39 protein-coding genes are annotated in these 24,606 nt (G+C 57.8%); all 39 read left to right on the top strand.

The genetic code is table 11. From position 1 onward, the window contains the following. Positions 1-26 precede the first annotated feature (26 nt). The 39 genes from ACKXF7_RS08985 to ACKXF7_RS09175 all read left to right on the top strand — a co-directional run bounded on the left by ACKXF7_RS08985 (position 27) and on the right by ACKXF7_RS09175 (position 24,604). Positions 27-860, top strand: coding sequence for a Lin1244/Lin1753 domain-containing protein (locus tag ACKXF7_RS08985; protein ID WP_154251254.1), 834 nt, complete (start codon positions 27-29; stop codon positions 858-860). Then, on the top strand, positions 808-1,746 hold the full coding sequence (locus tag ACKXF7_RS08990; RefSeq protein WP_238077816.1) for an ATP-binding protein: 939 nt from the start codon (positions 808-810) through the stop codon (positions 1,744-1,746). Before ACKXF7_RS08985 ends, ACKXF7_RS08990 begins: the two co-directional genes overlap by 53 nt. Then, positions 1,743-2,300 (top strand): hypothetical protein, encoded by a 558-nt coding sequence (locus ACKXF7_RS08995; protein WP_238077805.1) that lies wholly within the window; start codon positions 1,743-1,745, stop codon positions 2,298-2,300. The genes ACKXF7_RS08990 and ACKXF7_RS08995 overlap by 4 nt, the downstream gene beginning before the upstream one ends. After that, on the top strand, positions 2,264-2,521 hold the full coding sequence (locus ACKXF7_RS09000; RefSeq protein ID WP_173014764.1) for a hypothetical protein: 258 nt from the start codon (positions 2,264-2,266) through the stop codon (positions 2,519-2,521). The genes ACKXF7_RS08995 and ACKXF7_RS09000 overlap by 37 nt, the downstream gene beginning before the upstream one ends. Then, on the top strand, positions 2,514-3,311 hold the full coding sequence (locus ACKXF7_RS09005) for a hypothetical protein (RefSeq protein WP_129872746.1): 798 nt from the start codon (positions 2,514-2,516) through the stop codon (positions 3,309-3,311). Before ACKXF7_RS09000 ends, ACKXF7_RS09005 begins: the two co-directional genes overlap by 8 nt. Positions 3,312-3,321: 10 nt before the next feature. Then, entirely contained in the window at positions 3,322-3,999 is a 678-nt protein-coding gene (locus tag ACKXF7_RS09010; protein ID WP_249235650.1) for a hypothetical protein, read from the top strand. Beyond that, on the top strand, positions 3,999-4,688 hold the full coding sequence (locus ACKXF7_RS09015; RefSeq protein ID WP_129872748.1) for a DUF2786 domain-containing protein: 690 nt from the start codon (positions 3,999-4,001) through the stop codon (positions 4,686-4,688). Before ACKXF7_RS09010 ends, ACKXF7_RS09015 begins: the two co-directional genes overlap by 1 nt. 5 nt (positions 4,689-4,693) lie before the next feature. Then, a complete protein-coding gene (locus ACKXF7_RS09020) occupies positions 4,694-5,257 on the top strand; it encodes a hypothetical protein (protein ID WP_423741102.1) in 564 nt (187 codons plus the stop codon). Positions 5,258-5,267: 10 nt separating this feature from the next. Then, positions 5,268-5,993 carry a hypothetical protein gene (locus ACKXF7_RS09025; protein WP_129872750.1) on the top strand — a complete coding sequence of 242 codons (726 nt, stop codon included), beginning with the start codon at positions 5,268-5,270 and terminating at the stop codon, positions 5,991-5,993. 198 nt (positions 5,994-6,191) lie between these two features. Beyond that, the gene (locus ACKXF7_RS09030; protein ID WP_154251255.1) at positions 6,192-6,365 is read left to right on the top strand and encodes a hypothetical protein; all 174 of its coding nucleotides are present in this window, start codon (positions 6,192-6,194) and stop codon (positions 6,363-6,365) included. Further along, positions 6,362-6,715 (top strand): hypothetical protein, encoded by a 354-nt coding sequence (locus ACKXF7_RS09035; protein WP_129872751.1) that lies wholly within the window; start codon positions 6,362-6,364, stop codon positions 6,713-6,715. Before ACKXF7_RS09030 ends, ACKXF7_RS09035 begins: the two co-directional genes overlap by 4 nt. After that, positions 6,702-6,986 (top strand): hypothetical protein, encoded by a 285-nt coding sequence (locus tag ACKXF7_RS09040; RefSeq protein ID WP_238077799.1) that lies wholly within the window; start codon positions 6,702-6,704, stop codon positions 6,984-6,986. The genes ACKXF7_RS09035 and ACKXF7_RS09040 overlap by 14 nt, the downstream gene beginning before the upstream one ends. Continuing rightward, positions 6,964-7,326, top strand: coding sequence for a hypothetical protein (locus tag ACKXF7_RS09045; RefSeq protein WP_238077798.1), 363 nt, complete (start codon positions 6,964-6,966; stop codon positions 7,324-7,326). The genes ACKXF7_RS09040 and ACKXF7_RS09045 overlap by 23 nt, the downstream gene beginning before the upstream one ends. Then, a complete protein-coding gene (locus ACKXF7_RS09050) occupies positions 7,313-7,843 on the top strand; it encodes a hypothetical protein (RefSeq protein WP_238077797.1) in 531 nt (176 codons plus the stop codon). Before ACKXF7_RS09045 ends, ACKXF7_RS09050 begins: the two co-directional genes overlap by 14 nt. A gap of 211 nt (positions 7,844-8,054) precedes the next feature. Continuing rightward, positions 8,055-8,315, top strand: a complete 261-nt coding sequence (locus ACKXF7_RS09055; protein ID WP_238077796.1) for a hypothetical protein — start codon at positions 8,055-8,057, stop codon at positions 8,313-8,315. Further along, positions 8,312-8,566, top strand: a complete 255-nt coding sequence (locus ACKXF7_RS09060; protein WP_249235653.1) for a hypothetical protein — start codon at positions 8,312-8,314, stop codon at positions 8,564-8,566. Before ACKXF7_RS09055 ends, ACKXF7_RS09060 begins: the two co-directional genes overlap by 4 nt. 61 nt (positions 8,567-8,627) lie before the next feature. Continuing rightward, a complete protein-coding gene (locus ACKXF7_RS09065) occupies positions 8,628-9,311 on the top strand; it encodes a hypothetical protein (protein ID WP_249258112.1) in 684 nt (227 codons plus the stop codon). Beyond that, positions 9,295-9,540 carry a hypothetical protein gene (locus ACKXF7_RS09070; RefSeq protein ID WP_249235655.1) on the top strand — a complete coding sequence of 82 codons (246 nt, stop codon included), beginning with the start codon at positions 9,295-9,297 and terminating at the stop codon, positions 9,538-9,540. The genes ACKXF7_RS09065 and ACKXF7_RS09070 overlap by 17 nt, the downstream gene beginning before the upstream one ends. A gap of 11 nt (positions 9,541-9,551) precedes the next feature. Beyond that, complete coding sequence (locus ACKXF7_RS09075) at positions 9,552-9,728, top strand: hypothetical protein (protein ID WP_238077792.1); 177 nt, start codon at positions 9,552-9,554, stop codon at positions 9,726-9,728. Then, positions 9,725-10,018, top strand: coding sequence for a hypothetical protein (locus ACKXF7_RS09080; RefSeq protein WP_238077791.1), 294 nt, complete (start codon positions 9,725-9,727; stop codon positions 10,016-10,018). The genes ACKXF7_RS09075 and ACKXF7_RS09080 overlap by 4 nt, the downstream gene beginning before the upstream one ends. Then, positions 10,015-10,920 carry a Holliday junction resolvase RecU gene (locus ACKXF7_RS09085; RefSeq protein WP_249258113.1) on the top strand — a complete coding sequence of 302 codons (906 nt, stop codon included), beginning with the start codon at positions 10,015-10,017 and terminating at the stop codon, positions 10,918-10,920. The genes ACKXF7_RS09080 and ACKXF7_RS09085 overlap by 4 nt, the downstream gene beginning before the upstream one ends. Beyond that, positions 10,913-11,554: a hypothetical protein gene (locus ACKXF7_RS09090; RefSeq protein WP_423741103.1), complete on the top strand. Its 642-nt coding sequence runs from the start codon at positions 10,913-10,915 to the stop codon at positions 11,552-11,554. The genes ACKXF7_RS09085 and ACKXF7_RS09090 overlap by 8 nt, the downstream gene beginning before the upstream one ends. A 210-nt stretch (positions 11,555-11,764) precedes the next feature. Then, on the top strand, positions 11,765-12,352 hold the full coding sequence (locus ACKXF7_RS09095) for a ParB N-terminal domain-containing protein (protein ID WP_238077788.1): 588 nt from the start codon (positions 11,765-11,767) through the stop codon (positions 12,350-12,352). Continuing rightward, positions 12,352-12,921, top strand: a complete 570-nt coding sequence (locus ACKXF7_RS09100) for a ParB N-terminal domain-containing protein (RefSeq protein WP_249258114.1) — start codon at positions 12,352-12,354, stop codon at positions 12,919-12,921. The genes ACKXF7_RS09095 and ACKXF7_RS09100 overlap by 1 nt, the downstream gene beginning before the upstream one ends. Continuing rightward, positions 12,921-13,940 (top strand): radical SAM protein, encoded by a 1,020-nt coding sequence (locus ACKXF7_RS09105; protein WP_423741104.1) that lies wholly within the window; start codon positions 12,921-12,923, stop codon positions 13,938-13,940. Before ACKXF7_RS09100 ends, ACKXF7_RS09105 begins: the two co-directional genes overlap by 1 nt. Then, complete coding sequence (locus ACKXF7_RS09110; RefSeq protein ID WP_249258300.1) at positions 13,933-14,778, top strand: pyridoxal-phosphate dependent enzyme; 846 nt, start codon at positions 13,933-13,935, stop codon at positions 14,776-14,778. The genes ACKXF7_RS09105 and ACKXF7_RS09110 overlap by 8 nt, the downstream gene beginning before the upstream one ends. Positions 14,779-14,797: 19 nt before the next feature. Further along, positions 14,798-15,316, top strand: a complete 519-nt coding sequence (locus ACKXF7_RS09115; protein ID WP_117505024.1) for a hypothetical protein — start codon at positions 14,798-14,800, stop codon at positions 15,314-15,316. After that, positions 15,316-16,710: a terminase B gene (locus ACKXF7_RS09120; RefSeq protein WP_423741105.1), complete on the top strand. Its 1,395-nt coding sequence runs from the start codon at positions 15,316-15,318 to the stop codon at positions 16,708-16,710. Before ACKXF7_RS09115 ends, ACKXF7_RS09120 begins: the two co-directional genes overlap by 1 nt. Beyond that, positions 16,707-18,410 carry a phage portal protein gene (locus ACKXF7_RS09125; protein WP_423741106.1) on the top strand — a complete coding sequence of 568 codons (1,704 nt, stop codon included), beginning with the start codon at positions 16,707-16,709 and terminating at the stop codon, positions 18,408-18,410. Before ACKXF7_RS09120 ends, ACKXF7_RS09125 begins: the two co-directional genes overlap by 4 nt. Beyond that, positions 18,407-19,387: a phage minor head protein gene (locus ACKXF7_RS09130; RefSeq protein WP_423741107.1), complete on the top strand. Its 981-nt coding sequence runs from the start codon at positions 18,407-18,409 to the stop codon at positions 19,385-19,387. The genes ACKXF7_RS09125 and ACKXF7_RS09130 overlap by 4 nt, the downstream gene beginning before the upstream one ends. Next, positions 19,384-19,620, top strand: coding sequence for a hypothetical protein (locus ACKXF7_RS09135; protein ID WP_423741108.1), 237 nt, complete (start codon positions 19,384-19,386; stop codon positions 19,618-19,620). The genes ACKXF7_RS09130 and ACKXF7_RS09135 overlap by 4 nt, the downstream gene beginning before the upstream one ends. Continuing rightward, on the top strand, positions 19,604-19,915 hold the full coding sequence (locus tag ACKXF7_RS09140; protein ID WP_423741109.1) for a hypothetical protein: 312 nt from the start codon (positions 19,604-19,606) through the stop codon (positions 19,913-19,915). The genes ACKXF7_RS09135 and ACKXF7_RS09140 overlap by 17 nt, the downstream gene beginning before the upstream one ends. A 26-nt stretch (positions 19,916-19,941) precedes the next feature. After that, on the top strand, positions 19,942-21,264 hold the full coding sequence (locus ACKXF7_RS09145; protein ID WP_423741110.1) for an XkdF-like putative serine protease domain-containing protein: 1,323 nt from the start codon (positions 19,942-19,944) through the stop codon (positions 21,262-21,264). 15 nt (positions 21,265-21,279) lie between these two features. Next, entirely contained in the window at positions 21,280-22,356 is a 1,077-nt protein-coding gene (locus ACKXF7_RS09150) for a hypothetical protein (protein WP_423741111.1), read from the top strand. Between the two features lie 16 nt (positions 22,357-22,372). Next, positions 22,373-22,825 carry an SAP domain-containing protein gene (locus tag ACKXF7_RS09155; RefSeq protein ID WP_423741112.1) on the top strand — a complete coding sequence of 151 codons (453 nt, stop codon included), beginning with the start codon at positions 22,373-22,375 and terminating at the stop codon, positions 22,823-22,825. Continuing rightward, positions 22,825-23,220: a protein YqbG gene (gene yqbG / locus ACKXF7_RS09160; protein WP_117505008.1), complete on the top strand. Its 396-nt coding sequence runs from the start codon at positions 22,825-22,827 to the stop codon at positions 23,218-23,220. The genes ACKXF7_RS09155 and yqbG overlap by 1 nt, the downstream gene beginning before the upstream one ends. Positions 23,221-23,224: 4 nt before the next feature. Beyond that, positions 23,225-23,590, top strand: coding sequence for a DUF3599 family protein (locus tag ACKXF7_RS09165; protein WP_423741113.1), 366 nt, complete (start codon positions 23,225-23,227; stop codon positions 23,588-23,590). Then, complete coding sequence (locus ACKXF7_RS09170; protein ID WP_418196676.1) at positions 23,590-24,123, top strand: HK97 gp10 family phage protein; 534 nt, start codon at positions 23,590-23,592, stop codon at positions 24,121-24,123. Before ACKXF7_RS09165 ends, ACKXF7_RS09170 begins: the two co-directional genes overlap by 1 nt. Positions 24,124-24,133: 10 nt before the next feature. Continuing rightward, a complete protein-coding gene (locus tag ACKXF7_RS09175) occupies positions 24,134-24,604 on the top strand; it encodes a hypothetical protein (protein ID WP_423741114.1) in 471 nt (156 codons plus the stop codon). Positions 24,605-24,606 lie beyond the last annotated feature (2 nt).

Raw genomic sequence — 24,606 nt, forward strand, 5'->3', positions numbered from 1 at the left:
TCACCAGCAGAAAGGAGGTGCGAGACTTGGGAAGAAGCAACAGGCAGACCGCCGACTACTTCCCCCATTACGTCGGGGAAAAGAGCCGGACAAAGTTCATCCTTGAAAAGAACTGGGGAAACGACGGGTATGCCTTTTGGTTTAAGCTGCTCGAACTTCTTTGCGCGGCAGACGGCCAGTATTACGACTGCTGGGACAAGATGGGATGGGAGTACCTACTCGCCGTCACCGGAGTTACAGCCGAAACGGCGGAGGCCATCCTGAACACGCTCGCCTCCATGGGAAAGGTGGACAAAGAGCTGTGGGAGAGCTGCCGCGTCATTTGGGTGCAGTCTCTCCTTGAGAACCTCCGCCAGCTTTACTCAAAGCGCACCGCAGCACCGACGAAACCGTCGGTCGATAACTTTCCCGGCCGCAGGGCGGAAAGCCCTGCACAGGAGCCTGCAGCGGCCACAGAGGCGGAGGGAACGCCACCGGCCGTACCGGAGCCCACGCCGGAGGAGCACGACAAACCGAAAGCTCCCCGGCGTAAAGCCGGGAGCCTCTCGGCAGAGCAGGCCGAACGGTTTGACCGCTTCTACGCGGCCTACCCGAAAAAGGTGGACCGGGCCACGGCAGAGCGGGCGTGGGCCAAAATCAACCCGGAGCCGGACGACGCGGCGACCGACAGAATCATCGCGGCGGTTGAGGCCGCAAAGAAATATGACAGCCGGTTCCGGGAGCGGCAATTCACGCCAAACCCGGCAAGCTGGCTTAATGCAAAAGGCTACATGAACGACTACACAGGAGGTGAGCAGCGTGGAAACGATGACGGCTATGCTGGATTCACTCCGTCCGGCGGATTCGGCTCGTTCGGCTGAGACCACACAGCACCGACGGCCGACAAGCAAGGATATTCTGGCTGGTGGTTACAACTGCCAGCGCGAAATCCCGGAGCCGGTCGAGTGCGAGTTCTGCGGCCGGAAACTGTACCACGAGGCCCTCGTGATGGGCCGAACGGTCCTCATGTTTGCCCCGTTCCCGCAGAGATGCACCTGTGAACAGGCAAAAGCCAAATGGGCGGAGGCGGACGCAGAGGAGGCCAGACAAAAGGCGGAGGCCGAGAAAGAGGCGGCGCAGGCCAAACGGCGCGCCAAAATCGAGAGGCTGCTCGGCAGGAGCGGCATCAAGAAACGCTTCCAGCAGCGGACGTTCGCCAACTTCATCCGGGACACCCCGGAGCGGCGGCGGTGCTACGACACGGCCAAAACCTATGCAGACAGCTTTCCACAGCGCGCAGAGCGTGGCGAGGGCCTCTACATAGAGGGAACATACGGAACCGGCAAAACGCACCTCGCGGCCGCCATCGCCTTGCAGCTCATAGGATGCGGCGTCCCGGTCGTCTGCAAGACGTCCGGCGACCTGCTGGCCGACATCAAGGAGGCTTTCGACAACAGCGACGCCACCGAGTACGAGATACTCAAAGCGTACAAAACGGTCGATTTGCTCATTGTGGACGACCTCGGGAAAGAGCAATGTACCGATTGGAGCGTGAGCACCCTCTACTCCATCCTGAACGACCGGTACGAGGATATGAAGCCGACCATCATCACGACGAACTACAACGCCGACGAGCTGGTGCGAGCACTGACCCCGAAAGGCGGAGACGGCACAAAAGCCCGGGCCATCATAAGCCGCCTGCGGGAGGTCTCAACGGTCATCACGATGGCGTGGCCCGATTATAGAACAGGAGGCAGCAGACGTTGAAGTACATGAAATTAACTGACGAGCAAAAAGAACGGCATCCATCAATCCATTATACCGGCAGCGTCCGAGGCATGAAAAAGCTCGGATATTGGGGCAAACATGATGTATGCGTTCGGTGCGGTCAGTACATCTACAACATCTCTATTTGGCTGGACCCGAACCGCTCGAATAAGACCGAAAGGCCAAAAGAGGAGCTGCCGCAGGCGTATTTGGATATTCTCGAGAAACGTGAATGGAGCGTTTGCGATTATACGGACGACGGCCGCGTTGAGCTCGAGTGGTATTCACCGGCCGGAGAGGACTTCATTGTCTGCGTGAAAGTCGAGAACTTCCCGGACGAGATTCTGGACTACTCCGACAGCTTTGACCCGGACGAGCATATTGCGATGTGGATTGAGGCAAAGCAGAACGGTACGAAGGGCGTTCCGGGCGCGCGGCAGATTGTCCACGACGCGGAGGAAATCGAGAAAGAGCTTGACGAGCTCGCATTTGAATTGCAGGAGGCAGAGAGAAAATTATGGCTTACAGATATTACAGCACACGCCGCCCGCTGATGGTGGGCGGAATCCCCTCTACGGAGAGCGTTACCGAAATCGTAAACTTCGAGAGCGGTCGGACCTATTGCGAGGAAATCGACAATAAAGCATGGGGCTACATTGAGTACGCCACACCGCTCGACCCGCAACAGGCATCCGATTACGAGCTGGTTTTGGCCCCGCAGAAGCCCTCTATCCCTAAACCGCCGCTGAACCGGCAGGAGGTCTACCATGAGTGAGGTGAAAATCAAGGAATTGGACAAGAGCCTCATTCATCAGGCGAACAGCAACAGCATGAGCGGCCAGCGCGGCGACATTTCGGCCCACGAGTACGAGGTCTACTGCCAGAAAGTTATGAGCTGGAACATCCCGGACAGCCGCAAGCAGAAAATCGTGGACCAGATTTATGCCAAGTGGAGCGAGCAGCTCCGGCACGAGGCAGCCCATGTGAGCGTCGCCGTCGCAGGACCGGCGCGGTACAACGCAAAGAAGCTGGACCACAGCGACACCATTCTCCGCCTTTCCTCTGAGTTCGTGGAGTGGTTCAACGGCCTGCAGGAGCAAGTCTGGCAGGGCCGTATCGAGGACAAGGACGCAAAGGAGATTGCGCGGCTGGTCGATGACATCAAATTCTGCATCGAGCGGACGACGCTTAATCCTACCGCGAGCCTATGCGAGCTCGCCAACAAGGACCCGGAGCTCTTCATGGAGTATTACGAGAAGCTCCATGAAAAGTACCGCTGGCGCAAGAACAGCGTCATCGCCAAGCTCTACGCGGCCGGGAAAGAGGGCAAACTCGCAAACCTGAACCGGCAGAAGTTTTTCGAGGACGAGAACCTCGTCGCCTACACGATGGGCGACCGGGCGTACATCAAGTTCGTTATGAAGCCTCGGCAGCAGCTTATTGTTGCCCTCAAGAGCCGGAAATGGTGGTGGAACAGTTACGAGGAGGCGTGGAGCACATACCTCAACAAGCTGGACGAAGAGTGGGTGCAGAGCATCAGCACCCGGTACGCCGATTACGTTTGAGGAGGACAGCATGAAGCGACTTATGATTATCGGCCTGTGGCCGGACGACGCGGTCAATTATTGCACCGAGAAATGCGACTGCCGCAGGTACGCATTCGACAGGATACTTTACCACAGGGGCGGACGAGCCGCCCGCGAGCGCATCTGCATCCCGGTAGTTGACAGGAGCGGAGCGACAACGACATACCTCGACCTCCCTGTAACACTCCTCGAGGCGGGCGTCGTTTATCTCCGCCTCGACGACGGCAGCGACATTTTTTTGAGCAACACGCAGATGGCGTTAATTGCCAACGAAGTCGAGAGGCAACGCGCAGAGTGCGCAGGAACCGGCCTCAAGACGCTCGGGAAATGGTTTGAGAGCGGCCTCCCGACCGCAGAGGACTATCTCGAACCGGGCGACGAGGTAGACGAGGACCTGATTGGCTACTTTCTTGACGTCTTACCGCCACGCACAAACCGCGCAGGCCTGTTGCAGGTGGGCGGAGAAATCAGCACCGCAAAGGATGTCAACGGACGCTGGCAGCCGACCTACCTTACGTTCAAGCGACAGGGCGGCACATGGCGGTACGCAGGACGGTGTTTTGAGGGCTCTGCGGAGCCAGTTCAGAAGTACCAGTCCTCGCTAGAGAGGATGATGCTTACACGCTGTAAGCTACTGGGAGTTGTAGCGCAGGAGGTTGAAGCCTAATGGACTACAAGGACAAAATCCGAAAGCTCCTCGCTCTTGCAAAGAGCCCGGAGCCGGAGGAGGCAAAGCTCGCCCTGCTCAAGGCCCGCAAGCTTATGGCGGAGCACAAGCTCAGCGAGCGGGACCTCGAGGAACGGAACACTACGGTCATAAAACGGGCCATCGGCGAGAAGTTTTCCAAGAAAGCAAACTCGTGGATGGACCCGCTCTCAATCGTTATTGGAGAAAACTACTGCTGCTCGGCGTTTCGATGCAAAATTAGCGCAAAAACAACCGTTTGGCACGTCGGATTTATCGGCTTGGAGGGCGATATTGAAATCTGCGTAAAGATATTCCGGTATGCGGTCCGGTGCATTAAATCGGAGCAGAAGAAGCTCCGCAAACAGCACCGGGACTATTACACACCGCAGGAGATTGCAAAAATCTGCGATTCCTACGGCTATGGGTTCGCCAGAGGTGTATACGAGGCGTTCACAAGACAGAATGAGGAAAATCAAGAATACGGCCTTGTGCTGAAAGTCCCGGAGGAGGTCAAAGACGAGCTCGAAAAGATTGGACCGCCGAAAGAGTTCAAAAAGACGCCCCAGCCAAAGACGGTTGGAGAGCTCGACGCAGCATGGCGCGGCGTCGAGGACGGCAGGAAATTCGACCCGTCAAACAAGCTGGAAGAAAAGAAACAGGAGGCATAACCGACATGGCAAGTACGAAGTTTGAAGTCTCGATGGAAATTTTCAAGTTTCAGGGAGAACCGGATGTGAGCGTCACGCTGACCGGCAAGAGCCCCGCAGAGCTCGACACCGCGCTCAAAACACTCGAGACCATCGCCAAGACCACGACGCTGTACAACGGCGACAGCGCGCCGGAGGCGGAAAAGAGCGTCACCAGCGAGCCGAAGCAGGCCGCCTCGGTAGTTTCCACGGCGGACAAGAAAGCCCCCCCCCCCAAGAAGCCGGTAAGCTGGCTTACGCCCGTCGGCGCAAAGGGGCTCATGCCCCTGCGCTGCCCGAAATGCAAGAGCGAGTTTGTACAGTTCTTGCGCGAACCGCAAACGACCAACGAGTGCCGGAAGTGCGGCGCGAAAATCCCGCTGGACGCGCTGGCACGGTTCGAGTTCACCTGCCCGGTCTGCAAGAAGGAGAGCTACGGTCGGACGAACGTCGAGGACGCCGAAATCGTAAACGAGAAGTTCTCCTGCGTTTGCGGCCGGAGCATCCCGAAGCTCACGTGGAACCCGGCCAAGCGTTGCTATACGACGTAAGGAGGGCTGGATGATGAAAGCACTGACCCACAACATCCAGCAGGAGCGCGAGGACCAGCGCGACCGCTCCGCGCAGCTCTTTATGTGGTGCATCGTCGTTTCTATGCACCAAGACGACGGCATTGGCGCGTCCCGCCTCCTGCGGGCGTGTAACGAGATGGACGCTTTTGAGAAAAAATACCAGACGGCCATCCTATACGGCAGCAGCAAGAACGCAACGGACGCCATGAGGGAGAACCTCAAAGGCATCTGTGATTTTGAGGTCCGGCTGCCGGTTGACCGAGCTCCGAGAGGACGCCGGGAGGAGCAGCTCCGCATGGCAAGCAATCAGGGCGCAGAAATCGCGTGGCTTGTTATGGCGGCCACCTGTCACGAGACGTTCGGCTACGGGAGAGACCGGCTGGCGCGCCTCAAGCAGAACTCCATGAACAACTACAAGCAGTACCTCGAGTGGGAAAAAGAGGATAAGGACCTCGCCCTCGACCGTCTGCGCAGATGCGTACAGGACGCCCTCAAAGAGGACCTCCGCGTCACTGACACCGACGACCGCAAGGGGATGCTTTCGACCCCGGGCAGAGGCCCCAGCGTATACGAGACGGCCGCTGTCTACTCGGAGATATTCAGGAGGGCCAGAGCAGCCCGGGCAGTGGCTCCGCTCGCGGTATACAGCGCAGCGAAGTACGACGAAACCATGACGGCCGCCCGGAAACGGGCCAGCGTTATGCTCGGCTTATGACTATCTGCCCGAAAGAGTGCCCGGACAGACACCCGGGATGCCACGACCATTGCGAACGGTATGCGGAGAACAAGGCGGCATACCAGAAGATGAAGCAGGAGTACGACGGGAGCGTCCGAAACCCCTACTGCCGTAGGTGGACGCACCGAGCCATCGTGCGCAGTTTCAAGAAGAAATTCAGGTAAAGGAGTGGTGACTATGTACGAGGTTCTTTTAGAGCTTGACGACCTGCTGGAAACCTTAACTTACTGGCTTTCCTTTGCGGCCGTCGCCTTGTCAGTAATAGTTGTTGTGGCCTATGTATGGTGCAAGGCCGCCGAGCAGAAAGCAACCCGGGCGGAGCCCCGGAAAAGAAAGGATGGGATGACATGAAACAGAGCGAAAAGCTCACGCAGCTCCTTGAGCTCATGCAGGCAAACCCGGAGCTCCCGGTCATTCCCTGTGTAGATGGGGATGTTGTCAGCGGCGACGAGTATTACTGCTGGCTTGGCTCATGGGGAGAGAGCGCGGTTCAGGAGTTCGTCATCGGCAGAGAGAGAACCTACTACCGGGAGGACGATATTTCAGAGATGAACGACGTCCTCTGTGAACACTATGACCCGGAGCTCGTGGACAACATGACGGAGGAGGAGACGCGGGCGGCGTACAACGCGCTCCCGTGGAAGAAAGCCATCTTCGTCGATGTTCACCAATACGAGGAGGAACCGGATGCCGAGGTATGATGTGTTCCTTGAGGGCAGGGCAGAGAGCTCCACCTGCTACTTCGGCGTCGCAGTCATGGCAGACGACCAAAAAGAGGCGGAGTACCTCGGACACGAAGCAGGGCGGAAGAAACACCGCGAGTGTGACGAAATCGAGGTCGTCGGCGTTATGCCGGTGATTTCAGCCCGGAACGCCGGAAAAGGGAGGCTCTGCCAGCGCATTCCGCTCAAAGAACGCGCTTTGAAGTTTGTAAAGGAGGCTATCAAAAATGGAAGAAGTAAGATTGATTGACGCGAACGCTTTGCACAAGCGCATCGAAATGAATCTCCATGCCAGTAACCCGTTCACTATTGAAGAATGCTGCTATAAGGACGCCCTGAACAGCGTGGATGAGGCTCCCACCATCGACCCAGAGAGCCTGCGCGGTCATGCCAAGTGGGTGAAGGACAAGGAATTGAAGTTTATCATCGTCGATGATGAAAACAACAGTCACGAGGAACCGGCAATTCGCTGCACCCATTGCAATGCCAAAATTTCGCAAAGCGATTTCGACAGCTGGGTCTGGAACTTCTGCCCGGTCTGCGGGTTCAAGATGGAGGATGAAACGGAGGAGCAACATGAAACCGATTAACGCAGAGGAAATCGTCCGTGTATTCAACGGCTGGCTCGAGGAGGCGGACAGCCTCGCAGAGCGGGAGGCCATCGAGTGCTGCATCGACCACATTCGGGACGCCCCAGCAGTCAGTCAGCAGGAGCTCCGCAGCTATATGCTGCCGTGGTTCAGCCCATTCGCGGCTCCGTGGTGCGGGAAGATTCAGCGCGCTTTCCCGAAAGCCTACGTCACCATGAACTTCGAGCTGATTCTCGTCCCGAGGACGAACACATACATCAACCTCAACCACTGCAGCACCCCGGACGAGTTCAAGGCGGAGGTCATCGAGGGTGTATCGCGGTTTGCGTTCAAGGCGTTCACAAAGCCGCTGCGCAAGGAGCATCTCGACGGCATCAACAAGCTGCTCGACACCAAATTCACGCCGGAGGACATGGAGTACATCTACACCAACCTCGGCAACGGCATCAACCACGAGCTGTGCATGAAGTTTGTCAAGAGCGGGTATGACCTCAAAGTAATCGAGGAAAGCGTATGAACTGCCAATTTTGCGAAGATTACGAGTGGAGCAAGAAGCACAGGCCAAAGACCGGCAGAGAGTTATACACAAAGTATTACGTCTGCCTTTATGAGAGAACCCTCAGAAAGGGCTGCGGGCTTGCCTCAACCTACACTCACAAAAGACGGCCGCTGAACTTCTGCCCGGAGTGCGGCCGCCAGTTGAAGAAAACAAAAAAGGAGGATGAAACGTGAACGGAGTCATTCGGGGCCGATGCCCGAGGTGTGGCGGGAAAATTATTTATTCGGAATTTTACCAGAACGCACGGGACTACACAATCCGAAAAGACGGAAAAGTTCCGAAACGCTATGTATCCAGAAGCGGAGAACTAAGCGAGAGCGTAGCGGCCTGTGAAAACGGTTGCGGCGCATACTGGGAAGATGAAGATTTTTCCATCGGGCAAGACGGGATGTTCTACGACAATAAATACACGGAGGATGGGCAGGAATGAAAGAAAGACAAGTAGAGATCCTGCCCTGCCCGTTTTGCGGAGCGAATCCGTGCCGCATTGCAGAAAAAAGGGAGGTCGTCAATACCGAAACCGGTGAAGCGATAAGTAGTAATATCGGCATTACGTATTGGAAGCATCCCGAAACGCCTGATTGCGTTTTGGGATTCGGGATGTTTTTTCTCGACACGCCAGACGACATCCAAAGGTGGAACAGCAGAACCGATAAAGCAAAATCTAACCCCGAAACTTGAAAATGATTCAAGCGCATTTCAATCTTTAACCATCAAATTTGAAAATTGGAGGATAAAATTTATGTTTCCGCAGAGAAGAATGACGACCGACACCCCGGATGGGAATTATGAGCAGGCTCTCAACCTGTTCGTGCGCGGCGAGGACGGCTGGGTGCAGATGCCCAGCCGGAGCATCAGCCTCAACGACTACATGAAGCAGCTTATCAAGGCGCACAACGCAGATATTGACACCGAGGGAACTCCGGAGGAGTTCGACATGACCCTGTGCGAGCATCTGTTCGACGGCCCGGAGACCATCGAGGGCCTGCTTGCAGAGCACTACACCCTCTCGTGGGCTCTCGCCTCGTTGCGCGACAAGCTCAAGCACTACGAGGACGCGCTCATTCCGGAGATTATGCCGGAGGGCTTGCAGACCATCGACCGCGCCATCGGCACTTACGGCAAAGACGCCCAGCTCACCAAGGCTGTGGAGGAAATGTCGGAGCTCACCAAAGCCCTCTGCAAACTCAAAGAGTGCAAGCGCAAGTATGATACCCCGTTTAACAGGGAGACGCAGGAAGTACACTCGAACATCGAGGAGGAAATTGCTGATGTTTTCATCATGCTGGTGCAGCTCTTTGCAATTTTTAACCCTCACGAGCTGGTAAACATCACGAAAGTCGTATGGGACAAGCTCGACCGGCTCAAGGACAATCTGGACAAAGAGGCAGCAAAGCAGGAGGCCAGCGATGCCGGAAAAGAGTGAGTTCGACAAGGCACTCGGCGAGCTGTACGACCTGACCGAGTGGGAGGACGCGGAGGCGGCCATCCGGGAGCTCCACGCGCGGGGGCCGGAAATTGAGAAGCTCTATCTCGACAGCAAGATTCTCCCCGGAGAGCTGCGAGCCCTCGTTATGGTGAGTAACTGCCTCGAGCGTGAGTTTATCCATCGGCAGCTTGCCACCGGGCAGCCGCTTCACATGAATGTTTTATAGGAGACAGCACAATGAGAGATGATGGTATGTTTTGCCCGTACAAGAAAAGCACGAAACGGGAAGTGAGCTACTCGTGGATTAGCCGGACCGAGATTACAACGGAGCGTTTCGGCTGGTGCTCGGAAAAGAAGTGCATGGCCTATGAGGATGGCCGCTGCAAGCGGCTGGAAAGAGAGGGAGCCCAGTGAAGAAAAGGAACTGCCGGATGACCGGCGAGGAGAAGAATGTACATGAGCGCGCCGTGAAGCTGCGCAAGATGACCGACGACAAGCTCGTGGAGCACATCGACCACATCCGGGAAGAGGCTTACAACACCGGCTACTCCGAAGCCGAGGCCCAGCGCGCATCGACCCCGGCCCCGGGCAAGACCCTGCCGCAGCTCCTCGAGCAGCTCAACGCCGGAGAGTGCAAGGGTATCAAGAGCGCGACCGCCTACAAAATCGAAGAGTTCGCCCGCCAGCAGGGCTACCTCGAATGAGCGGCGCGGTAAAGGACCCGCTCCGGGCATTGCAGGGAGCCCGGAGCCGCGCGCAGGGCGGGCAGCTCGAGGAGAGAATCGAGGCATCCTGCACCCGGCTGGCGGAGGCAGGCCGCGCGGACATCAGCAAGACACCGGAGCCCATGCGGCCGGTAAGCCAGCCGAACAAAACGGGCCAGTTCCGCGCAGTCTACACCAAAAAGGCGGAACCAGACTTCAAGGGCGTCATGCTCGGCGGCCGCGCGGTGATGTTCGAGGCAAAGAGCACCGGGACCGGCAGGCTGAACAAAGACCGCGTTCTCCCGGAGCAGGCCAAAAAGCTCGATTCCTACGAAGCCCTCGGCGCGCACTGCTTCATCGTCGCCACATTCGACGGGCTACGGATGTACAGAATCCCGTGGACAGTCTGGCGCAGCATGAAGCAGCGGTACGGCCGGAGCTATGTCACGGAGCCGGACCTCAAGGAATACGCGGTACGGTTTGGCCCGGGCTTTACCCCGGACCTGCTGCGGGACATCCCCACGATGGACGACATCGACCAGCTCTCGTGCGCGAGCGACGTGCTCACGGCGTTCTGCGGGATGTCCTACGGGACGAAGCCAGAGACGGACGAGTGGCGCGCGGCCGTGTGCAGGTTGAGCCGCCTGATGAACTGGACGACGCCGGAACGCTTTATGCTGGTGAACGAAATACGGAGGGAGCAGCCGAACATGGAAAAACCGATATTCTCATTTATGGGTGTCCCCATCACGGAGGACAGCGCGGGCAAGCTCGCAGAGGCCATGAAGAAAAGCGGGGTCTCCGCACTCGAAGTGGTGACTGCCTGTGAGACACTCAAGAAAATTTCCAAAGCCTTGCTCGACGAGCTGCCGGGTGTTACCGAGGAGGAACATAATGACTGAAAAAGAAATTGTGGTAATGGCCGCAGAGGTGGCGGCAAAGGCGGCTGTTGCTGCCGTTCGAGCCATCTTGGGGAAAGAGATACAGGAGAGCGTAGAAGCCGCTGTGACGGACGCTGCCCGCCTCGGAGCGGAGGCCAGCATCAAGGCCGTGGAGCAGGAGCGCAAGAAGTTCCGGGACAGCCGTAGCGACCGGAGATTCCGTAACACAAAGCTCCTGCTGCGTAACTATACCACGCTTAATGCCAACTGTGCCAATGCAGTATACGACGCGGCCAGCGCAGCGACCGGCGAGGAGAGCGTTGAAGAAATTGTGGAGGCACTGGACGAGCTGCTTGAGGACGACCTCAAGGTAGAAAGCATCATGAAGTCCGCAGCCCGGACGCAGATTATCATGCGCCATGTGAACCGGATGCTCGACATCTACAAGGCGGTATGCGGGAACAGTTTGGACGAGGCCGAACAGAGGCACTACCGCGTTATCGAGGCCCTGTATCTGCGGGACCGGCCCCTCTCTCCGGCCGCCGTAGCAGAGATGGAAAGCATCGACAAGAGAACCGTCTACAAGGATGTGGACGCAGCCTGTGCCACACTGTCGGCCTTGATTTTCGGCATCGACGGCATCAAGAAGGTTTAACTATGTAACGAAACGACCCGTTCTGGGGCATAAACGCGGCATTGACAGGGCGCAAGGTCTGAGATACAATGTAGGCGGTAAAACCGCGCACAGAGACAATTTCTTGGCATCATAATAAATTCCCCTTCTTGACAAAGGACCGCCCGACTCCGGGCGGTCCTTATTTTTTTATGTGTTATAGACCCGAAAAGGGTCGTGGAGGAACGGCAGATGAAAATTATCACCCTGCCGGTGAGCGACCTCCATCCGGCGGACTACAACCCGAGGAAAGACCTCGCACCGGGCGACAAGCAGTACGACAAGTTGGCCCGGAGCATCGAGACTTTCGGCTATGTTGAGCCCATCGTATGGAACCGGACCACCGGCAACATCGTAGGCGGCCATCAGCGGCTCAAGGTGCTGGTGGAGCAGGGCTACAAGACGGTCGAAGTCGTCGAGGTCGAGCTCAACGAACAGGAGGAGCGCATCCTTAACGTCTCGCTCAACAAAATCTCCGGCCGGTGGGACAACGAAAAGCTCACCGCGATTCTGGACGAGCTGAAAGAGCAGGACGAAATGGCCCTCACTGGTTTCGAGGACTGGGAACTCGACGCCCTCAAGGTGACATACGACCACATCGAGGACCTGCTGAACGAGGACTTTTCCGACACCGGCAAGAGCGAGCCGACAAGCTACACCATGACGTTCACCCTGCCCGAGGAGGTGCATGAGGCAATGGATAAGTACATTGACGAGAACCCCGCAGGCAAGGTCGAACTGGCGCAGTTGCTCGTGAACAAGGCGAAGGGGCTTATCTGATGGAAATTATCAAAAAAAGAATCACCGACATGGAGCGCGCGGAGTACAACCCTCGCGTGGAGCTGATGCCCGGTGATGACGAGTACGAGAAGCTCAAGCGGAACATTGAGCGGTTCGGCATGGTCGTCCCTGTCATTTGGAACAGGCGCACCAACCGCGTCGTGTCCGGCCACCAGAGGCTCACCGTCCTTATGAACGAGGGCGTAACCGAGGTGGACGTGTCCGTGGTGGACCTCGACGAGACCGCAGAAAAGCAGCTCAACATCGCTATGAACAAAGTGACCGGCGAATGGGACGAGGTAAAGCTCAAGGAGCTGCTGGACGGCCTTGGAGACGCAGCCCCGGAGACGGGATTCGACCTGTACGAAATCGAGGCCCTTGAGAACAACGTGGACGCCCTCGTGGACGGCGACTTCCTCGACAGCGAGCTCAAGAGCATCGAGGAGACGTTCAACATCTCGCTCAAGTTCAGCGCGGAGGACCGCGACGTCCTGAAAGAGTACATAAAGGACAACGGCAAAGAGGACCTTGTTGCCGTAATCGTCCAGAAGATTAGAGGTGAGATTTAATGGGCTGCAAATGCGGGAGCCAGATTATTCTCTGTAACCTGCCTGTGCGTTTCGACACCTATCGCGGCTGCTCACACGGCTGCCGGTACTGCTTCGCACAGAAGAAAAACGACATCAGCCACATCGAGCGCGACGAAAGCGTAGACGGCCTGCGCTCCTTTATCGAGGGCAAGCGCGGAAACGAAACGGAGTGGTGCGACTGGAACATCCCTATCCACTGGGGCGGCATGAGTGACCCGTTCCAGCCGGTCGAAAAGCAGATTCGCGCCAGCTACGAATGCCTCAAGCTGCTGGCGGAGACGAAATACCCGTTTGTGGTGAGCACAAAGGGCCGCCTCATTGCGGACCCGGAGTACCTCGACCTGCTGGCACAGTGCAACTGTGTACTGCAAATCAGCATGGTGTGCAGCAAGTACGACCGCCTCGAACGCGGGACGCCCAGCTACGAGGAGCGGCTCACCATCCTCAAGACGGTATCAGCCAGAGTGCAGCGCACCATCGTCCGCATCCAGCCGTATATGCCCGAGGTGTTCCATGACGTTATGAAGAACATCCCTCGCATCGCGGAGGCAGGAGCCTACGGCGTCATCGTGGAGGGCATGAAGTTCTTCAAGGCTAAACCCGGCATGACGAAAATCGGCGGTGACTTCTGCTATCCGCTGCCCCGCCTCCGGCACGATTTTGAAGACATCAAGGCGGAGCTCCATCGGTACGGCCTGAAATTCTACAGCGGCGAGAACCGGCTCCGCGCGATGGGCGACAGCATGACTTGCTGCGGCATCGACGGCCTGCCCGGATTCCGGCCGAACGAGTATAACCTCTGTATGCTGATGAACGGCAAGAACCCGGAGCCGACGGAAAAGATGAAAGAAGTCGGGACGGGCGGACCGTTCAAGACGCTGAACCAGAGCGCAGGCAGCGGGCGCAAAATTGCAAAGCAGAGCTTTTACGGCCTGATGCAGGAGGAGCTTGCCAAAAAGACCGACTACCACAGAAAGGTGTTTGGACTGGATGAATGAGTATAGCCTGACGCCGGTTCAGGAGGTAGACGGGCTGCACATCAAGCGGGACGACCTTTATGCCCCGTTTGGCCCCGGAGAGGTGAACGGAGGAAAGCTCCGGCAATGCGTGATGCTGGTGAACAGCGTCAAGAAGGACTACAAGAGCCTGCTGACGTATTGCAGCATCCACTCCCCGCAAGCACCCATCACCGCAGCGGTTGCCCGGGCAAACGGGATGCCGTGCAGAATCGTGTACGGCGGAACCACCCGGGAGAGCGTTGCGGCTCTGCCTATGCCCCGGCTGGCGATGAAATATGGGGCGTCCATAGTGCTCGCAGCACGTTCCGGCCGCCACAGCATTTTACACGCCCGCGCAAAAGAGCTGGCGGCGCAGGAAAACAGCTTTATTGTCCAGTACGGCATCAATATCATCGGGTACGGCGACACGCTGCTAACCGCAGTTGCGGCGCAGACAGAGAACCTCCCGGACGATATAGAAAACCTCGTGATGACCTGCGGCAGCGGCATCACCGCCACCGGCGTGATGATAGGACTGCACAGGTACGGGAAACGGGTCAAGAGGATGCACCTCGTAGCCACGGCCCCGGACCGGCGCGGATTCATCCATGAGACCCTCAAAAAGTACGGCGCAGACCGAGAGTTTGAGTACCACGACCTTTTCCACAGCCCCGGATTCGTCTATGAGAAGTCCGCAGCGGCTACATGGGGGGGCATTCGCCTGCATCCTCATTACGAGGCAAAGACGATGCAGTGGTTTAGAAGCTCCGGCATCGCACCGGAAAGCACCCTATTCTGGATTACGGGCGCGGAGCCTCGCAGCCCGGGACAGAGCTGAAAGTGAGGAGAGGAGGACAATGCCGAATAGGACCAAAGACGACCTTTGGGAGCGCCAACCGGGCGAAAGCGCGCAGGCCTACGAGGCATTTGCCATCTACCGAGACATGGGCTCAAACAGGAGCCTACGGGTCGTTGCCGAACAGTTATCCAAGAGTGACACGCTTATCAAGCGTTGGAGCCGCGAGAAAAAGTGGGGAGAACGCTGCCGAGCGTATGACAACCATTTGGATGACGTAGCCCGACAAGAGGCACTCCGAAAGTACAAAAAAATGAGGACCCGCCACATCGGCATCGCCTTGCAGCTCCAAGAGAAAGCCCTCGCGGAGCTCAAGAATCTGCCGGACGGGTCGATGACGCCAAAGGACATTATCCAGTTCCTCGACAAGGCCACAGAGCTTGAGCGGGATAACCGGATGGAGGAGGCAGGCGTCACGGCCGGAGGCAAGACGGCGGAGGAGCAGGAGGAAACAACGCTCTCCCTCGCCGATGAAATCGCGGCCGCATACGAGAACCGGAAACGAGGAGAACAGACGTGATGACCCAAGAGGCTATCCTGTACTACGCAGACCACCCGGCTGATTTTGTCGAGGACCTGCTCCACGTTACGCCGGACAAGAACCAGCGCGCCATATTGGATTCTGTGGCAAAGAATCAGATGACGAGCGTCCGCAGCGGCCACGGCATCGGCAAGAGCGCGGTCGAGGCGTGGACCGTTATCTGGTTTATGTCAACCCGGCCATTTCCCAAAATCCCTTGCACGGCCCCGACGCAGCATCAGCTATTCGATATTCTGTGGGCGGAAATAAGCAAGTGGCTGCGCAACAATAAAGCCCTCGAGCGGGAGCTGATGTGGACAAAGGAAAAGGTCTACATGAAGCAGTACCCCGAGGAGTGGTTCGCTGTGGCCCGAACGGCCAGCAAGCCGGACGCCCTGCAGGGATTCCACGCTGACGACATCCTCTACATCATCGACGAGGCCAGCGGCGTGGACGACAAGGTGTTCGAGCCGGTGCTGGGCGCACTTTCGACGCCCGGAGCGCGGCTGCTCATGTGCGGAAACCCGACACAGTTGTCGGGCTTTTTTTATGACAGCCACCATAAGAACAGAGGCAGCTACACCACATTCCATGTTGACGGCCGGAACAGCAGCCGCGTCTCGGACGACTTCGTCAAAACCATCATCCAGATGTACGGCGAGGATTCGGACGTTTTCCGTGTTCGTGTCGCCGGAGAGTTCCCCCGGCAGGAGAACGATGTTTTCATCCCTCTGCCGCTAGTCGAAAAATCCATTATGACCGAGTGGACGGAACCGACAAAGCCCGCCCGCATCGACATCGGCTGCGACGTTGCCCGCTATGGTGACGACCGCACCGTCATCGGTTACAAGGTGGACGAAAAGGCCATGTTCTACAAGCGAAAGAGTGGGCAGGACCTTATGCAGACGGCCGACGACATCATGGAGCTCGGCCTAAAGCTCATGGAAAAGTACCGGTTCGACAAGGCTATCTCCATCAAGATAGACGACAGCGGCCTCGGCGGCGGCGTCACGGACCGTCTGCGGCGCGTAAAGCGCGAGCAGCCGGAGCGGTTCTGGTGGATGGATATTATCCCCGTTTACTTCGGCCAGCGCATACACCATGACTTTTACTACGATAGCACCACCTACATGATGAGCGTCGTAAAGAATCTACTTGCACCGCAGACGCCGGAGGGCGCACAGAAGCCCGTCCAGCTCATTCTCCCGAACGATAACGACCTCGTCGGCCAGCTTTCCACACGAAAGTATTCCATGACCGACGACGCCAAAATCCGCGTGGAGAGCAAGGACGCCATGAAAAAGCGCGGGATGCACTCGCCCGACGAGGCCGACTGCATCCTCCTGCTGTGCCTGCCGGTTAAACCCAAGAGGAGAGGAGACGTTAAGAAGTGAGCGACAAGAAGCAGCCCGCCCAGCAGCGGGTAAACGTCCGCATCGTTAAAGCGGACAACCCGGAGCAGCGCAGCGGGATTAAGGCCATCGCCAAAGCAGACGGCTCCCTGCAAATCTCGCCGGAGGAGGCGTGCACGGCAGGCATTTGGACAAAACCGCCGTTCGACCTCCGAGGGCTTTCCAAGATGGTGGATGAAAGCACCATACTTCCGCAGTGCATCCGGGCCTACAAGTCCAACATCGCCGGATTCGGAATTGACATCCGGTACAAAGACGACTTTGCAGACGCGAACGAAACCCCGGAGATGAAAGCAGAGTGGGACCGGGCGGTGGAGGTCGTCGAGATGCTCAACATGGAGCAGGAGAGCAACGAGCTCTTTGAGGACATCGTGGAGGCCCGGGAAACCTACGGCTGCGCCTACGCAGAGGTCATCCGGGACATGGATGGGAACGTCATTCAGCTTGAGTTCATCGAGGACACCCCCAGCGTGGAAAAGAGCCGGAGGCTGGACCCGCGCGTCGAGGTGACGTATTTCCACCGAGACCACACCGAGAACCGCATGAGGAAGTTCCGCAAGTATAAGCAGACCGTCAACGGCAAGACGGTCTACTACAAGGAGTTCGGAGACCCGCGAATCATGGACCCGACGAGCGGAGAGTACGTCACCGAGCTCGAGTTTAAGAGCCGCGCCAACGAAATAATCGAGTTCGCCATCGGGACCGCAACATACGGCAAGGTCCGGTGGGTTGGTTCCATCCTTACCGTAGATGGGGCCCGGAGAGCGGAGAGCCTCAACAATAACTATTTCCTGAACGGCCGACACACCCCGTTGCTGATTATGGTGAAAGGCGGCAGCCTGACGGACGATAGTTTCGCCAAGCTCAAGGAGTACATGAACGGCATCCGAGGCGAGGCGGGCCAGCACAGTTTTATGGTTCTGGAAACGGAGGCGGCAGACAACCGCACCGGATTCAACGCCGAGAACCGGCCGGAGGTCGAGGTCAAGGACCTTGCAGCTATCCTGCAAAAGGACGAGCTTTTCCAAGACTACCTCGAAAACAACCGGCGGAAGGTGCAGAGCGCGTTCCAGCTCCCGGACCTGTACACCGGATACACGACGGACTTCAACCGCGCCACCGCGCAGACCGCCATGGAAGTGACCGAGAAACAGGTATTCCAGCCGGAGCGGCGGCGTCTGGCGTGGGCCATCAACAACAGGCTGCTCAACTGCTATCAGTTCAAGTACGTCGAGGTGTTCTTCCGCGCGCCGGACGTTTCCAACCCGGACGACCTGTACAAGCTGCTGACCGTCTGCAACAACGCTGGCGGCCTCACCCCGAACAAGGCAAAGAGCGTCCTGTACAAGGCCCTCGGCGAGACCTCGGAGGACTTCCCCGAGGAGTGGGGCGACATTCCGCTGGCGTTTACCAACGCACAGCAGCGGGCCGCAGCCATCACCGTGGCTGGAAACGGCCCCAGCGTAGCGCAGAATGGCGGTTCTGACGCTGGCAAGAAAAACACACAACCGGAGACAAAGCCCGCACAGAACGCCCAGCAGGGCGGGCCTAGCGTAGAGGAACAGCTCGACGGCCAGATTCAGAAAGCGGCAGCCGCTAATGAGACGGAGCTCGTCGCCGTGATGAAAGAGGTCCGCCGCCTGCTGGCTGACATGAAACAGGAGGAGGGCGACGCGGAGTGAAGTGCTTACGCTGCGGACCCCTAATCAAGGCCATCGACGCATACCTCGCCAAAGCAGAAAACGACCTGTACGAGCAGCTCACGATGGAGGGATACCTCAAGGCAAAAGAGAGCCTGAACACCGTGGACGAAATCGAGGAGGTCGTGACGAAGCTCCTCGAGGACAACGCCGACGACCTGCTCAAGGAGCTGGCGGACGCCATCGACCTTGAAACTTTCTTCAAGGACAACTGGCCGAAGTTCAAGAACAAGAGCAAGCTGTCGCAGGACCTTTTCGATGTTTTCCATACTCAGTTTTCCACCATCATGCCGACGTATGTTGAGGCTTACGTCCAGAAAACGGATGCAGAGCTCACCGTTACGAAGCTCACCAAGCGGACAACCGATTGGATAAGCTCGTGGAGCAGCGACCTCGCCGACATTATGAAGCTGGACACCGAGACCGAAATCGAGGCAGTCCTGAAAAAGGGCCTGAACGACGGCAAGGGCATCAACGACGTCGCAAACATCATTGCAGACAGCGGCATCCGCTCCCCGGGCTACCGCGCGCGGCGCGTGGCCCTGACGGAGGTGCTCCGGGCGCACGGCTATGCGCAGCTCGAAAGCTACATCCAGAGCCCGGCCGTCGAGGAGAAGATGTGGAAACACACCGGAGCATACCGGAACGACCCGAGACAGAACCATGTGGATATGGACAGCGTTCGCGTCCCGAAAGGGCAGCCGTTCACCCTGATTGGAGCTGACGGAAATACCTACTACCCCATGACCCCGCGAGACGTCTGTTTGCCGCCGAGAGAGAGCGTCAACTGCCATTGCCTTTTGCAGCCGGTAGTTAGTGAGGAGGTGCTCGGTCTCTCCCTTGAGGAGCGGCAGGCCCTCCAAGCGCAGGCCATCGCGGAGGACGACGGCGAGTGGGAGAAAGAGCTCGACGCGCAGAACAAGGCGCGCGCAGGCATCAACGAGGAGGACTACACATGAAAGTTACCATCGACGAAGCCCAAGTTGGAAAGCAGCCTATTCTCAAAATCGACGGCATTGAGCTGGCGAGCATCGTAAACGGGTACACCCTGCACCATGACGCAGGACAGCCCGCAACGCTTGAATTACGGATTGCATTCGGAGCCGATTTATCCGAGATTGAGGCTCTGATTGAGAACCCCAACGTCAAAATCATTATGCCGGAGGAGGAGCCCCATGTGGAAAGCACTTGACCGCATCGTTTCGGCGATTATTCGCCGCCTTTTCAAGCCTAAGTACCATGTGGAGCGGGTCGAGAGATACCAGCTCCCCGGGAGGCTGCGCATCGTCAAGTGGTGCGCAGCACCGGCAGACGCACCGGAGGACGAGCTCCGGCACATCTTCTCCATCGTAGACGAGCCCCAGTGCGATGATATGGTCGTTTGGTTCTATTCATCGCTTGAGGATATAAGCCGCAAGCCCTTTGACGTTGCACTCCTTGAGCGCAGCGGCAAGGACGCATGGCCGACCATTAGACGCCCTACCTAGGGGCGTAGAGAGGAGGTGAGAAAACCATGAGCAAAATCGAGAAAGCATACGCCATCACAGATGCAAAGATTTCTTTTGTCAGCCTTGTAGACAAGGCGGCCAACAAGAAACAGTTTCTTATCACCAAGGCGGAGCACGGCTCCGCCTCTTTTGCTTCTTACGGCCGAATCGTCAACGCGGATGCTGATAGCCACTACATCACCGGCATTGTCTATGAGCCCCTCACAGAGGACGCTCACGGCAATTACATGACGGAGCAGGAAATCACCAAGGCCGCGTACTGGTTCGCCAAGAACGGCAATCAGGTGGATGTGCAGCACTCGTTCGAGCCGCTCGAAAAGGCGGCCGTCGTCGAGAGCTATGTCGCACCTTGCGATATGAGCGTCGGAGAGCAGGCCATCAAGAAGGGCACGTGGATGATGACTGTCGAGGTGGACGACCCGGATATTTTCGAGAAAGTCCAGAAAGGCGAAATCACCGGCTTTTCCATGGGCGGCGTCGGCAAGTACAGCGACGAGGACGACCCGCTGCCCGATGACGGAGTGGCAAAGGCGGAGGAGCAGCCCGAAAAGGGTATGCGCGGCATCTTCAAGAAGATGGCCGCTGCCCTCGGCTTTGATGTTGTCGAGAAAGGCGAAGTTGCCGACAACTACACCAAGCGCAGCCAGAGCGACAACTTCTGGACCGCGTTCTACGCGCTCAACGACGTTCTGTACCGGTACAACTGGGTGAATGACCGTTGGGAGTTCGCGTCGGACGAGGAGACCATCCGAGACGCCCTGAACGACTTCAACAACATCGTCACCGAGCTGCTCACCAAAGGGCAGCCCGTTGCGAAATCGCTCGAAAGCTGCGCCGTCATCAAGGCTGGCAAGGCCATGAGCAAAGCCAACCGCAGCACGTTGCAGTCCATCTACACAAACCTCGGGGAGTTCCTCGATAAATTCCCCGAAGAAGAACAGGAGGAAACCGAAGTGACCAAGAAAGAAATCGAAGATACCGTGGCGGCAGCCGTCGCCAAGGCACTGGAAACCCAGCAGAAGCCCGCGACTGACCCCGTCCAGAAAGCCGCAGAACCGGCAGCAGAGCCCGCAGGCCTGACCGTCGAGGCCGTCAGCAAGATGGTCGAGGCGGCCGTCGCAAAGGCTCTCGGCCAGCAGGAGGAGCCCGAAAAGGCCCCGGAGCTGCTGACCGCCGAGAATGTTGCGGACGTCGTCGCAAAGGCCGTCGCAAAGGCTGTCGCACCCGTCCGCAAGGCCGCAGGCCTGCCGACCAACCTGAACGATGATGGCGACCCGGAGGACCCTGTCGAGAAGTCCGAGCCGCACTATCTCGCTGGTATCCTGTAAGGAGGAACAAGCACTATGACCATGAGAAGCAATAAGGCAATCGTGAACGCAGCAGGCCAGACCATCACCACCGCCGGTCTGGCCGCTGGCGGCGCACTGAACCCGGAGCAGGCGAAGAAGTTCATTCAGCAGACCTTTGAGGCCACTCCGCTGAGCGGCCTCGTCCGCCACGAGCTGCGCTCCGCAAAGACCGGCGAAATCGACAAGATTGGCGTCGGCCGCCGTCTGCTGCGCAAAAAGACCGAGAACACCGACGACGGCTACCGCTCCGGCGTGAAGCATGGCAAGCTGGAATACGCTTGCACCCCTGTCCGTCTGCCGTGGGAAATCACTGAGGAGACCCTGCGCGAAAACATCGAGGGCTCCAACTACGAGACCATCGTCACCAACCTGATGACCCGTCAGATTGGCTGCGACCGCGAGGACCTGTGCCTGAACGGCGACGAACGGTATGCCAAGGTCAAGGAGTTCAGCTCCTCTGAGAACTACGCTATTGGCGACCTCGTCGCATACAACAAGAAGGTCTACCAGTACACCGCAGCCCACACCGCAGGCGCATTCGACGCAGGCGAGGCCACCGAGCTGGGTACTGTCGATGACGCCGACTTCCTCAAGGTGAACGACGGCTGGGTCAAGCAGTTCAAGGAGGGCGGCCACGTTGTCGATGTGTCCGGCATCAACTCCGGTGCAATGGTTCTGGATGTGTTCTACAAGGGCCTGCGCGCAGTTCCCGACAAGTTCAACAACGGCTCTCTCCGCTGGCTGATGTCCCCCCACCGCCGTCAGGAGTGGGAGCGTTACATCCTGAATCAGGCAGTCACCGCAGGCGGCATCATCACCGACAAGCGCGTCGAGAATCCCGCCAGCGTTCCCGTCATCGAGGTCCCGGCCCTGCCCGACGACGTTATTATGCTGACCGACCCGAAGAATCTGGTCGTCGTCAACTCCTACGGCGTTGTCATCCGCAAGACCACCGAGGGCCCGGAGGCCATCTATCAGGACAAGCGTTTCTATGTCGTGCATTTCGACTTCGATACGCTGGTTGAGGAGCTGGACGCAACGGCCATTGTGACCGGTCTGGCATCTATCTAACAGGAGGCAGGACGCTATGCACCTCAGACTGATTAAAGGTCTGTCCTATGATGGCGTTGTGCGCGCCTCTGCGGCGCATCCTGACGTCTTTGTGGACGACCCCGAGAAATATACCGCTCTGCTGGAAAGTGGCTATTTCGAGGCTCTCCCTGACGCTCACACCGTCACCGGCCATCTGGACGCCGACTTTCTCGGCGAGATGGACGAGGAGCAGCTCGACAAGCTGGCTGACGATATGGGCGTCGATACCACCGGCAAGGACAAGGCGGAGGTCATCGCGGCCGTCGCCGAGGAACCCGTGGAAGTCCCTGACATTTCCAAGATGAAGCTCGACGAGCTCAAGGAATTTGCCGAGGACAACGGCATTGACCTGACCGGCTGCACCACTAAGGCCAGCATTTTGCAGAAGATTCGTGAGTATGAGGCGGATGCAGCCGCAGCGGCCGCCATCATCACCCCGGAGGGCTGATGGCCGAACGGCCGTGGGTCACGCCGGAGGAACTCAAAGAGTACACAGAATTTGAGGAAGTAAAGAACCGCGCCGACAGCAAGCTCAAAATTGACATCTCCCGGGCGGAGAGCTGGGTCATCGACTACTGCAACAACAGATTCGACGACCCGGAGAAATACCCCGAAATCCCGGAGAACGTCAAGACGGCGGTCCTCCTTATCGCGGAGGCATACGCCCACAATGCCGTTGAGCAGACCAAAGTCCGCCTCAAAAGCGAGACCTTTGACGACTACTCCTACACGGCAGAGAGCAGCATCATAGACGTCGGGAAACTGGGCGTGGAGAGCCTGTTGGACGATTACGTCGTCGTACAGCCGCTCAACGGCGTCACGATGCGGTTAAGGAGCCTCTGAGCCAATGGCTATTGAGGACTTCTTTGACCATCGTTGCAGTATCTACCACGCCCAGCAGGAGAGCACGAGCCCCGGCTACGGGCTCCCCGGCTCCCCCAAGTTCAAATACCCAAAACAGCCGGACCTCGAGGAAGTCCCGTGCCATTTCGGAGTGCGTAGCGCGTCCATCCAAATCGCCCAGCAGCAACCGCAGAACGATATGGACAGCGACATAAAGCTCACGCTCCCGGCAGGAACGGACATCAGGCTCAACGACAAAATCGTCAGCAGCGAAACAGGGCTCGAATACACCGCAGGTCAACCGCGAAACATCCGAGGGCATCACATGATGGTAAAGATATACCGCACAGCCCAACAGAGGCCATTGTAATGGCGCAGGTGACATTCGACACAGTAGAGCTCGAAAACTTCGTGAAGCGGCTCGGAAAGGCCGCGCAGGGCGATTTTAAGCGGGCACTGAACAAATTCCTTGAAGGGCTCGGCATGGAGTTCTTACGCATTCTGCAAGATGAAATCGTTCGCCGGAACGTGCTGGACTATCGGCTGCTGCTCCACAGTTTCCAAAAAGGCGACGGAGAGAACGTCTGGACACTCGACGAGAACGGCCTGACCCTTGAGGTCGGCACGAACGTCGAGTACGCCAAGTTCGTAAATGACGGCCACTGGACCAACCCGAAAGGGATAGAGAGGCGATTCGTTCCCGGACACTGGGAAAAGGCGAACGGAAAGGACCGCTTCATCTACACCCCGGGAGAAAAGACCGGGATGGTCCTAAAAATGAAATGGGTGGAGGGCTCCCACTACTGGGAAAGCTCCATCAGAATCCTAGAAAAGCTCTACCCGGAGCTGCTCGAAAAGAAGCTGCAGAGCTGGCTGGACGAGTATTTCAAGGATTTTTTGTGAGGTGAAACCTATGGCTGCCCTAGAGCAGGAAATCGCAAGCGTTATCCGCTTTATCCTCGATTCCGTACCCGGGATTACGCCCTATTACTGGGACATCCCGGAGGGATTCGTCGTACCCTCTGTTTTCTTTCCGCAGCCGGAGCTCACACCTCTCGGCGACACGTTCGCGTCCTATGCGGTGGAATATGACTGGTACATCCGGTTTTTCGCCAGCACGGACGAGGACGCCTACGCAAGCGCGGCAGCGGCCTTGAATGCCCTCTGCGCAGCCCGCCTGCTGGTTCCGCTCATTGACGAGACAGGAGCAGCGGCAGGATGCGGAGTACGGCTCAAAGACCCCGGAGGAGTGAAGCGGCTGGACACAGGCACAGCCCAGCTCACACTCCACTGGGACAGCCGCCGTCCGTACAACAGGGTGGATTGCCAAAAGGTGATGCACTACAACCTCGACCTCAAAGCGGCCGAGGGAAAAACTGAATAGGA

Origin of the sequence: Faecalibacterium sp. 7 (assembly GCF_049562865.1) — a bacterium.
GTDB lineage: Bacteria > Bacillota > Clostridia > Oscillospirales > Ruminococcaceae > Faecalibacterium > Faecalibacterium wellingii.

Bases quoted from the DNA above. Each gene is read 5' to 3' on its own strand.
- ACKXF7_RS08990 (WP_238077816.1), top strand. From the start codon at position 808: ATGACGGCTATGCTGGATTCACTCCGTCCGGCGGATTCGGCTCGTTCG.
- ACKXF7_RS09000 (WP_173014764.1), top strand. From the start codon at position 2,264: ATGGCTTACAGATATTACAGCACACGCCGCCCGCTGATGGTGGGCGGA.
- ACKXF7_RS09005 (WP_129872746.1), top strand. From the start codon at position 2,514: ATGAGTGAGGTGAAAATCAAGGAATTGGACAAGAGCCTCATTCATCAG.
- ACKXF7_RS09010 (WP_249235650.1), top strand. From the start codon at position 3,322: ATGAAGCGACTTATGATTATCGGCCTGTGGCCGGACGACGCGGTCAAT.
- ACKXF7_RS09015 (WP_129872748.1), top strand. From the start codon at position 3,999: ATGGACTACAAGGACAAAATCCGAAAGCTCCTCGCTCTTGCAAAGAGC.
- ACKXF7_RS09020 (WP_423741102.1), top strand. From the start codon at position 4,694: ATGGCAAGTACGAAGTTTGAAGTCTCGATGGAAATTTTCAAGTTTCAG.
- ACKXF7_RS09025 (WP_129872750.1), top strand. From the start codon at position 5,268: ATGATGAAAGCACTGACCCACAACATCCAGCAGGAGCGCGAGGACCAG.
- ACKXF7_RS09030 (WP_154251255.1), top strand. From the start codon at position 6,192: ATGTACGAGGTTCTTTTAGAGCTTGACGACCTGCTGGAAACCTTAACT.
- ACKXF7_RS09035 (WP_129872751.1), top strand. From the start codon at position 6,362: ATGAAACAGAGCGAAAAGCTCACGCAGCTCCTTGAGCTCATGCAGGCA.
- ACKXF7_RS09040 (WP_238077799.1), top strand. From the start codon at position 6,702: ATGCCGAGGTATGATGTGTTCCTTGAGGGCAGGGCAGAGAGCTCCACC.
- ACKXF7_RS09045 (WP_238077798.1), top strand. From the start codon at position 6,964: ATGGAAGAAGTAAGATTGATTGACGCGAACGCTTTGCACAAGCGCATC.
- ACKXF7_RS09050 (WP_238077797.1), top strand. From the start codon at position 7,313: ATGAAACCGATTAACGCAGAGGAAATCGTCCGTGTATTCAACGGCTGG.
- ACKXF7_RS09060 (WP_249235653.1), top strand. From the start codon at position 8,312: ATGAAAGAAAGACAAGTAGAGATCCTGCCCTGCCCGTTTTGCGGAGCG.
- ACKXF7_RS09065 (WP_249258112.1), top strand. From the start codon at position 8,628: ATGTTTCCGCAGAGAAGAATGACGACCGACACCCCGGATGGGAATTAT.
- ACKXF7_RS09070 (WP_249235655.1), top strand. From the start codon at position 9,295: ATGCCGGAAAAGAGTGAGTTCGACAAGGCACTCGGCGAGCTGTACGAC.
- ACKXF7_RS09075 (WP_238077792.1), top strand. From the start codon at position 9,552: ATGAGAGATGATGGTATGTTTTGCCCGTACAAGAAAAGCACGAAACGG.
- ACKXF7_RS09085 (WP_249258113.1), top strand. From the start codon at position 10,015: ATGAGCGGCGCGGTAAAGGACCCGCTCCGGGCATTGCAGGGAGCCCGG.
- ACKXF7_RS09090 (WP_423741103.1), top strand. From the start codon at position 10,913: ATGACTGAAAAAGAAATTGTGGTAATGGCCGCAGAGGTGGCGGCAAAG.
- ACKXF7_RS09095 (WP_238077788.1), top strand. From the start codon at position 11,765: ATGAAAATTATCACCCTGCCGGTGAGCGACCTCCATCCGGCGGACTAC.
- ACKXF7_RS09100 (WP_249258114.1), top strand. From the start codon at position 12,352: ATGGAAATTATCAAAAAAAGAATCACCGACATGGAGCGCGCGGAGTAC.
- ACKXF7_RS09105 (WP_423741104.1), top strand. From the start codon at position 12,921: ATGGGCTGCAAATGCGGGAGCCAGATTATTCTCTGTAACCTGCCTGTG.
- ACKXF7_RS09110 (WP_249258300.1), top strand. From the start codon at position 13,933: ATGAATGAGTATAGCCTGACGCCGGTTCAGGAGGTAGACGGGCTGCAC.
- ACKXF7_RS09115 (WP_117505024.1), top strand. From the start codon at position 14,798: ATGCCGAATAGGACCAAAGACGACCTTTGGGAGCGCCAACCGGGCGAA.
- ACKXF7_RS09120 (WP_423741105.1), top strand. From the start codon at position 15,316: ATGACCCAAGAGGCTATCCTGTACTACGCAGACCACCCGGCTGATTTT.
- ACKXF7_RS09135 (WP_423741108.1), top strand. From the start codon at position 19,384: ATGAAAGTTACCATCGACGAAGCCCAAGTTGGAAAGCAGCCTATTCTC.
- ACKXF7_RS09140 (WP_423741109.1), top strand. From the start codon at position 19,604: ATGTGGAAAGCACTTGACCGCATCGTTTCGGCGATTATTCGCCGCCTT.
- ACKXF7_RS09145 (WP_423741110.1), top strand. From the start codon at position 19,942: ATGAGCAAAATCGAGAAAGCATACGCCATCACAGATGCAAAGATTTCT.
- ACKXF7_RS09150 (WP_423741111.1), top strand. From the start codon at position 21,280: ATGACCATGAGAAGCAATAAGGCAATCGTGAACGCAGCAGGCCAGACC.
- ACKXF7_RS09155 (WP_423741112.1), top strand. From the start codon at position 22,373: ATGCACCTCAGACTGATTAAAGGTCTGTCCTATGATGGCGTTGTGCGC.
- yqbG (WP_117505008.1), top strand. From the start codon at position 22,825: ATGGCCGAACGGCCGTGGGTCACGCCGGAGGAACTCAAAGAGTACACA.
- ACKXF7_RS09165 (WP_423741113.1), top strand. From the start codon at position 23,225: ATGGCTATTGAGGACTTCTTTGACCATCGTTGCAGTATCTACCACGCC.
- ACKXF7_RS09170 (WP_418196676.1), top strand. From the start codon at position 23,590: ATGGCGCAGGTGACATTCGACACAGTAGAGCTCGAAAACTTCGTGAAG.
- ACKXF7_RS09175 (WP_423741114.1), top strand. From the start codon at position 24,134: ATGGCTGCCCTAGAGCAGGAAATCGCAAGCGTTATCCGCTTTATCCTC.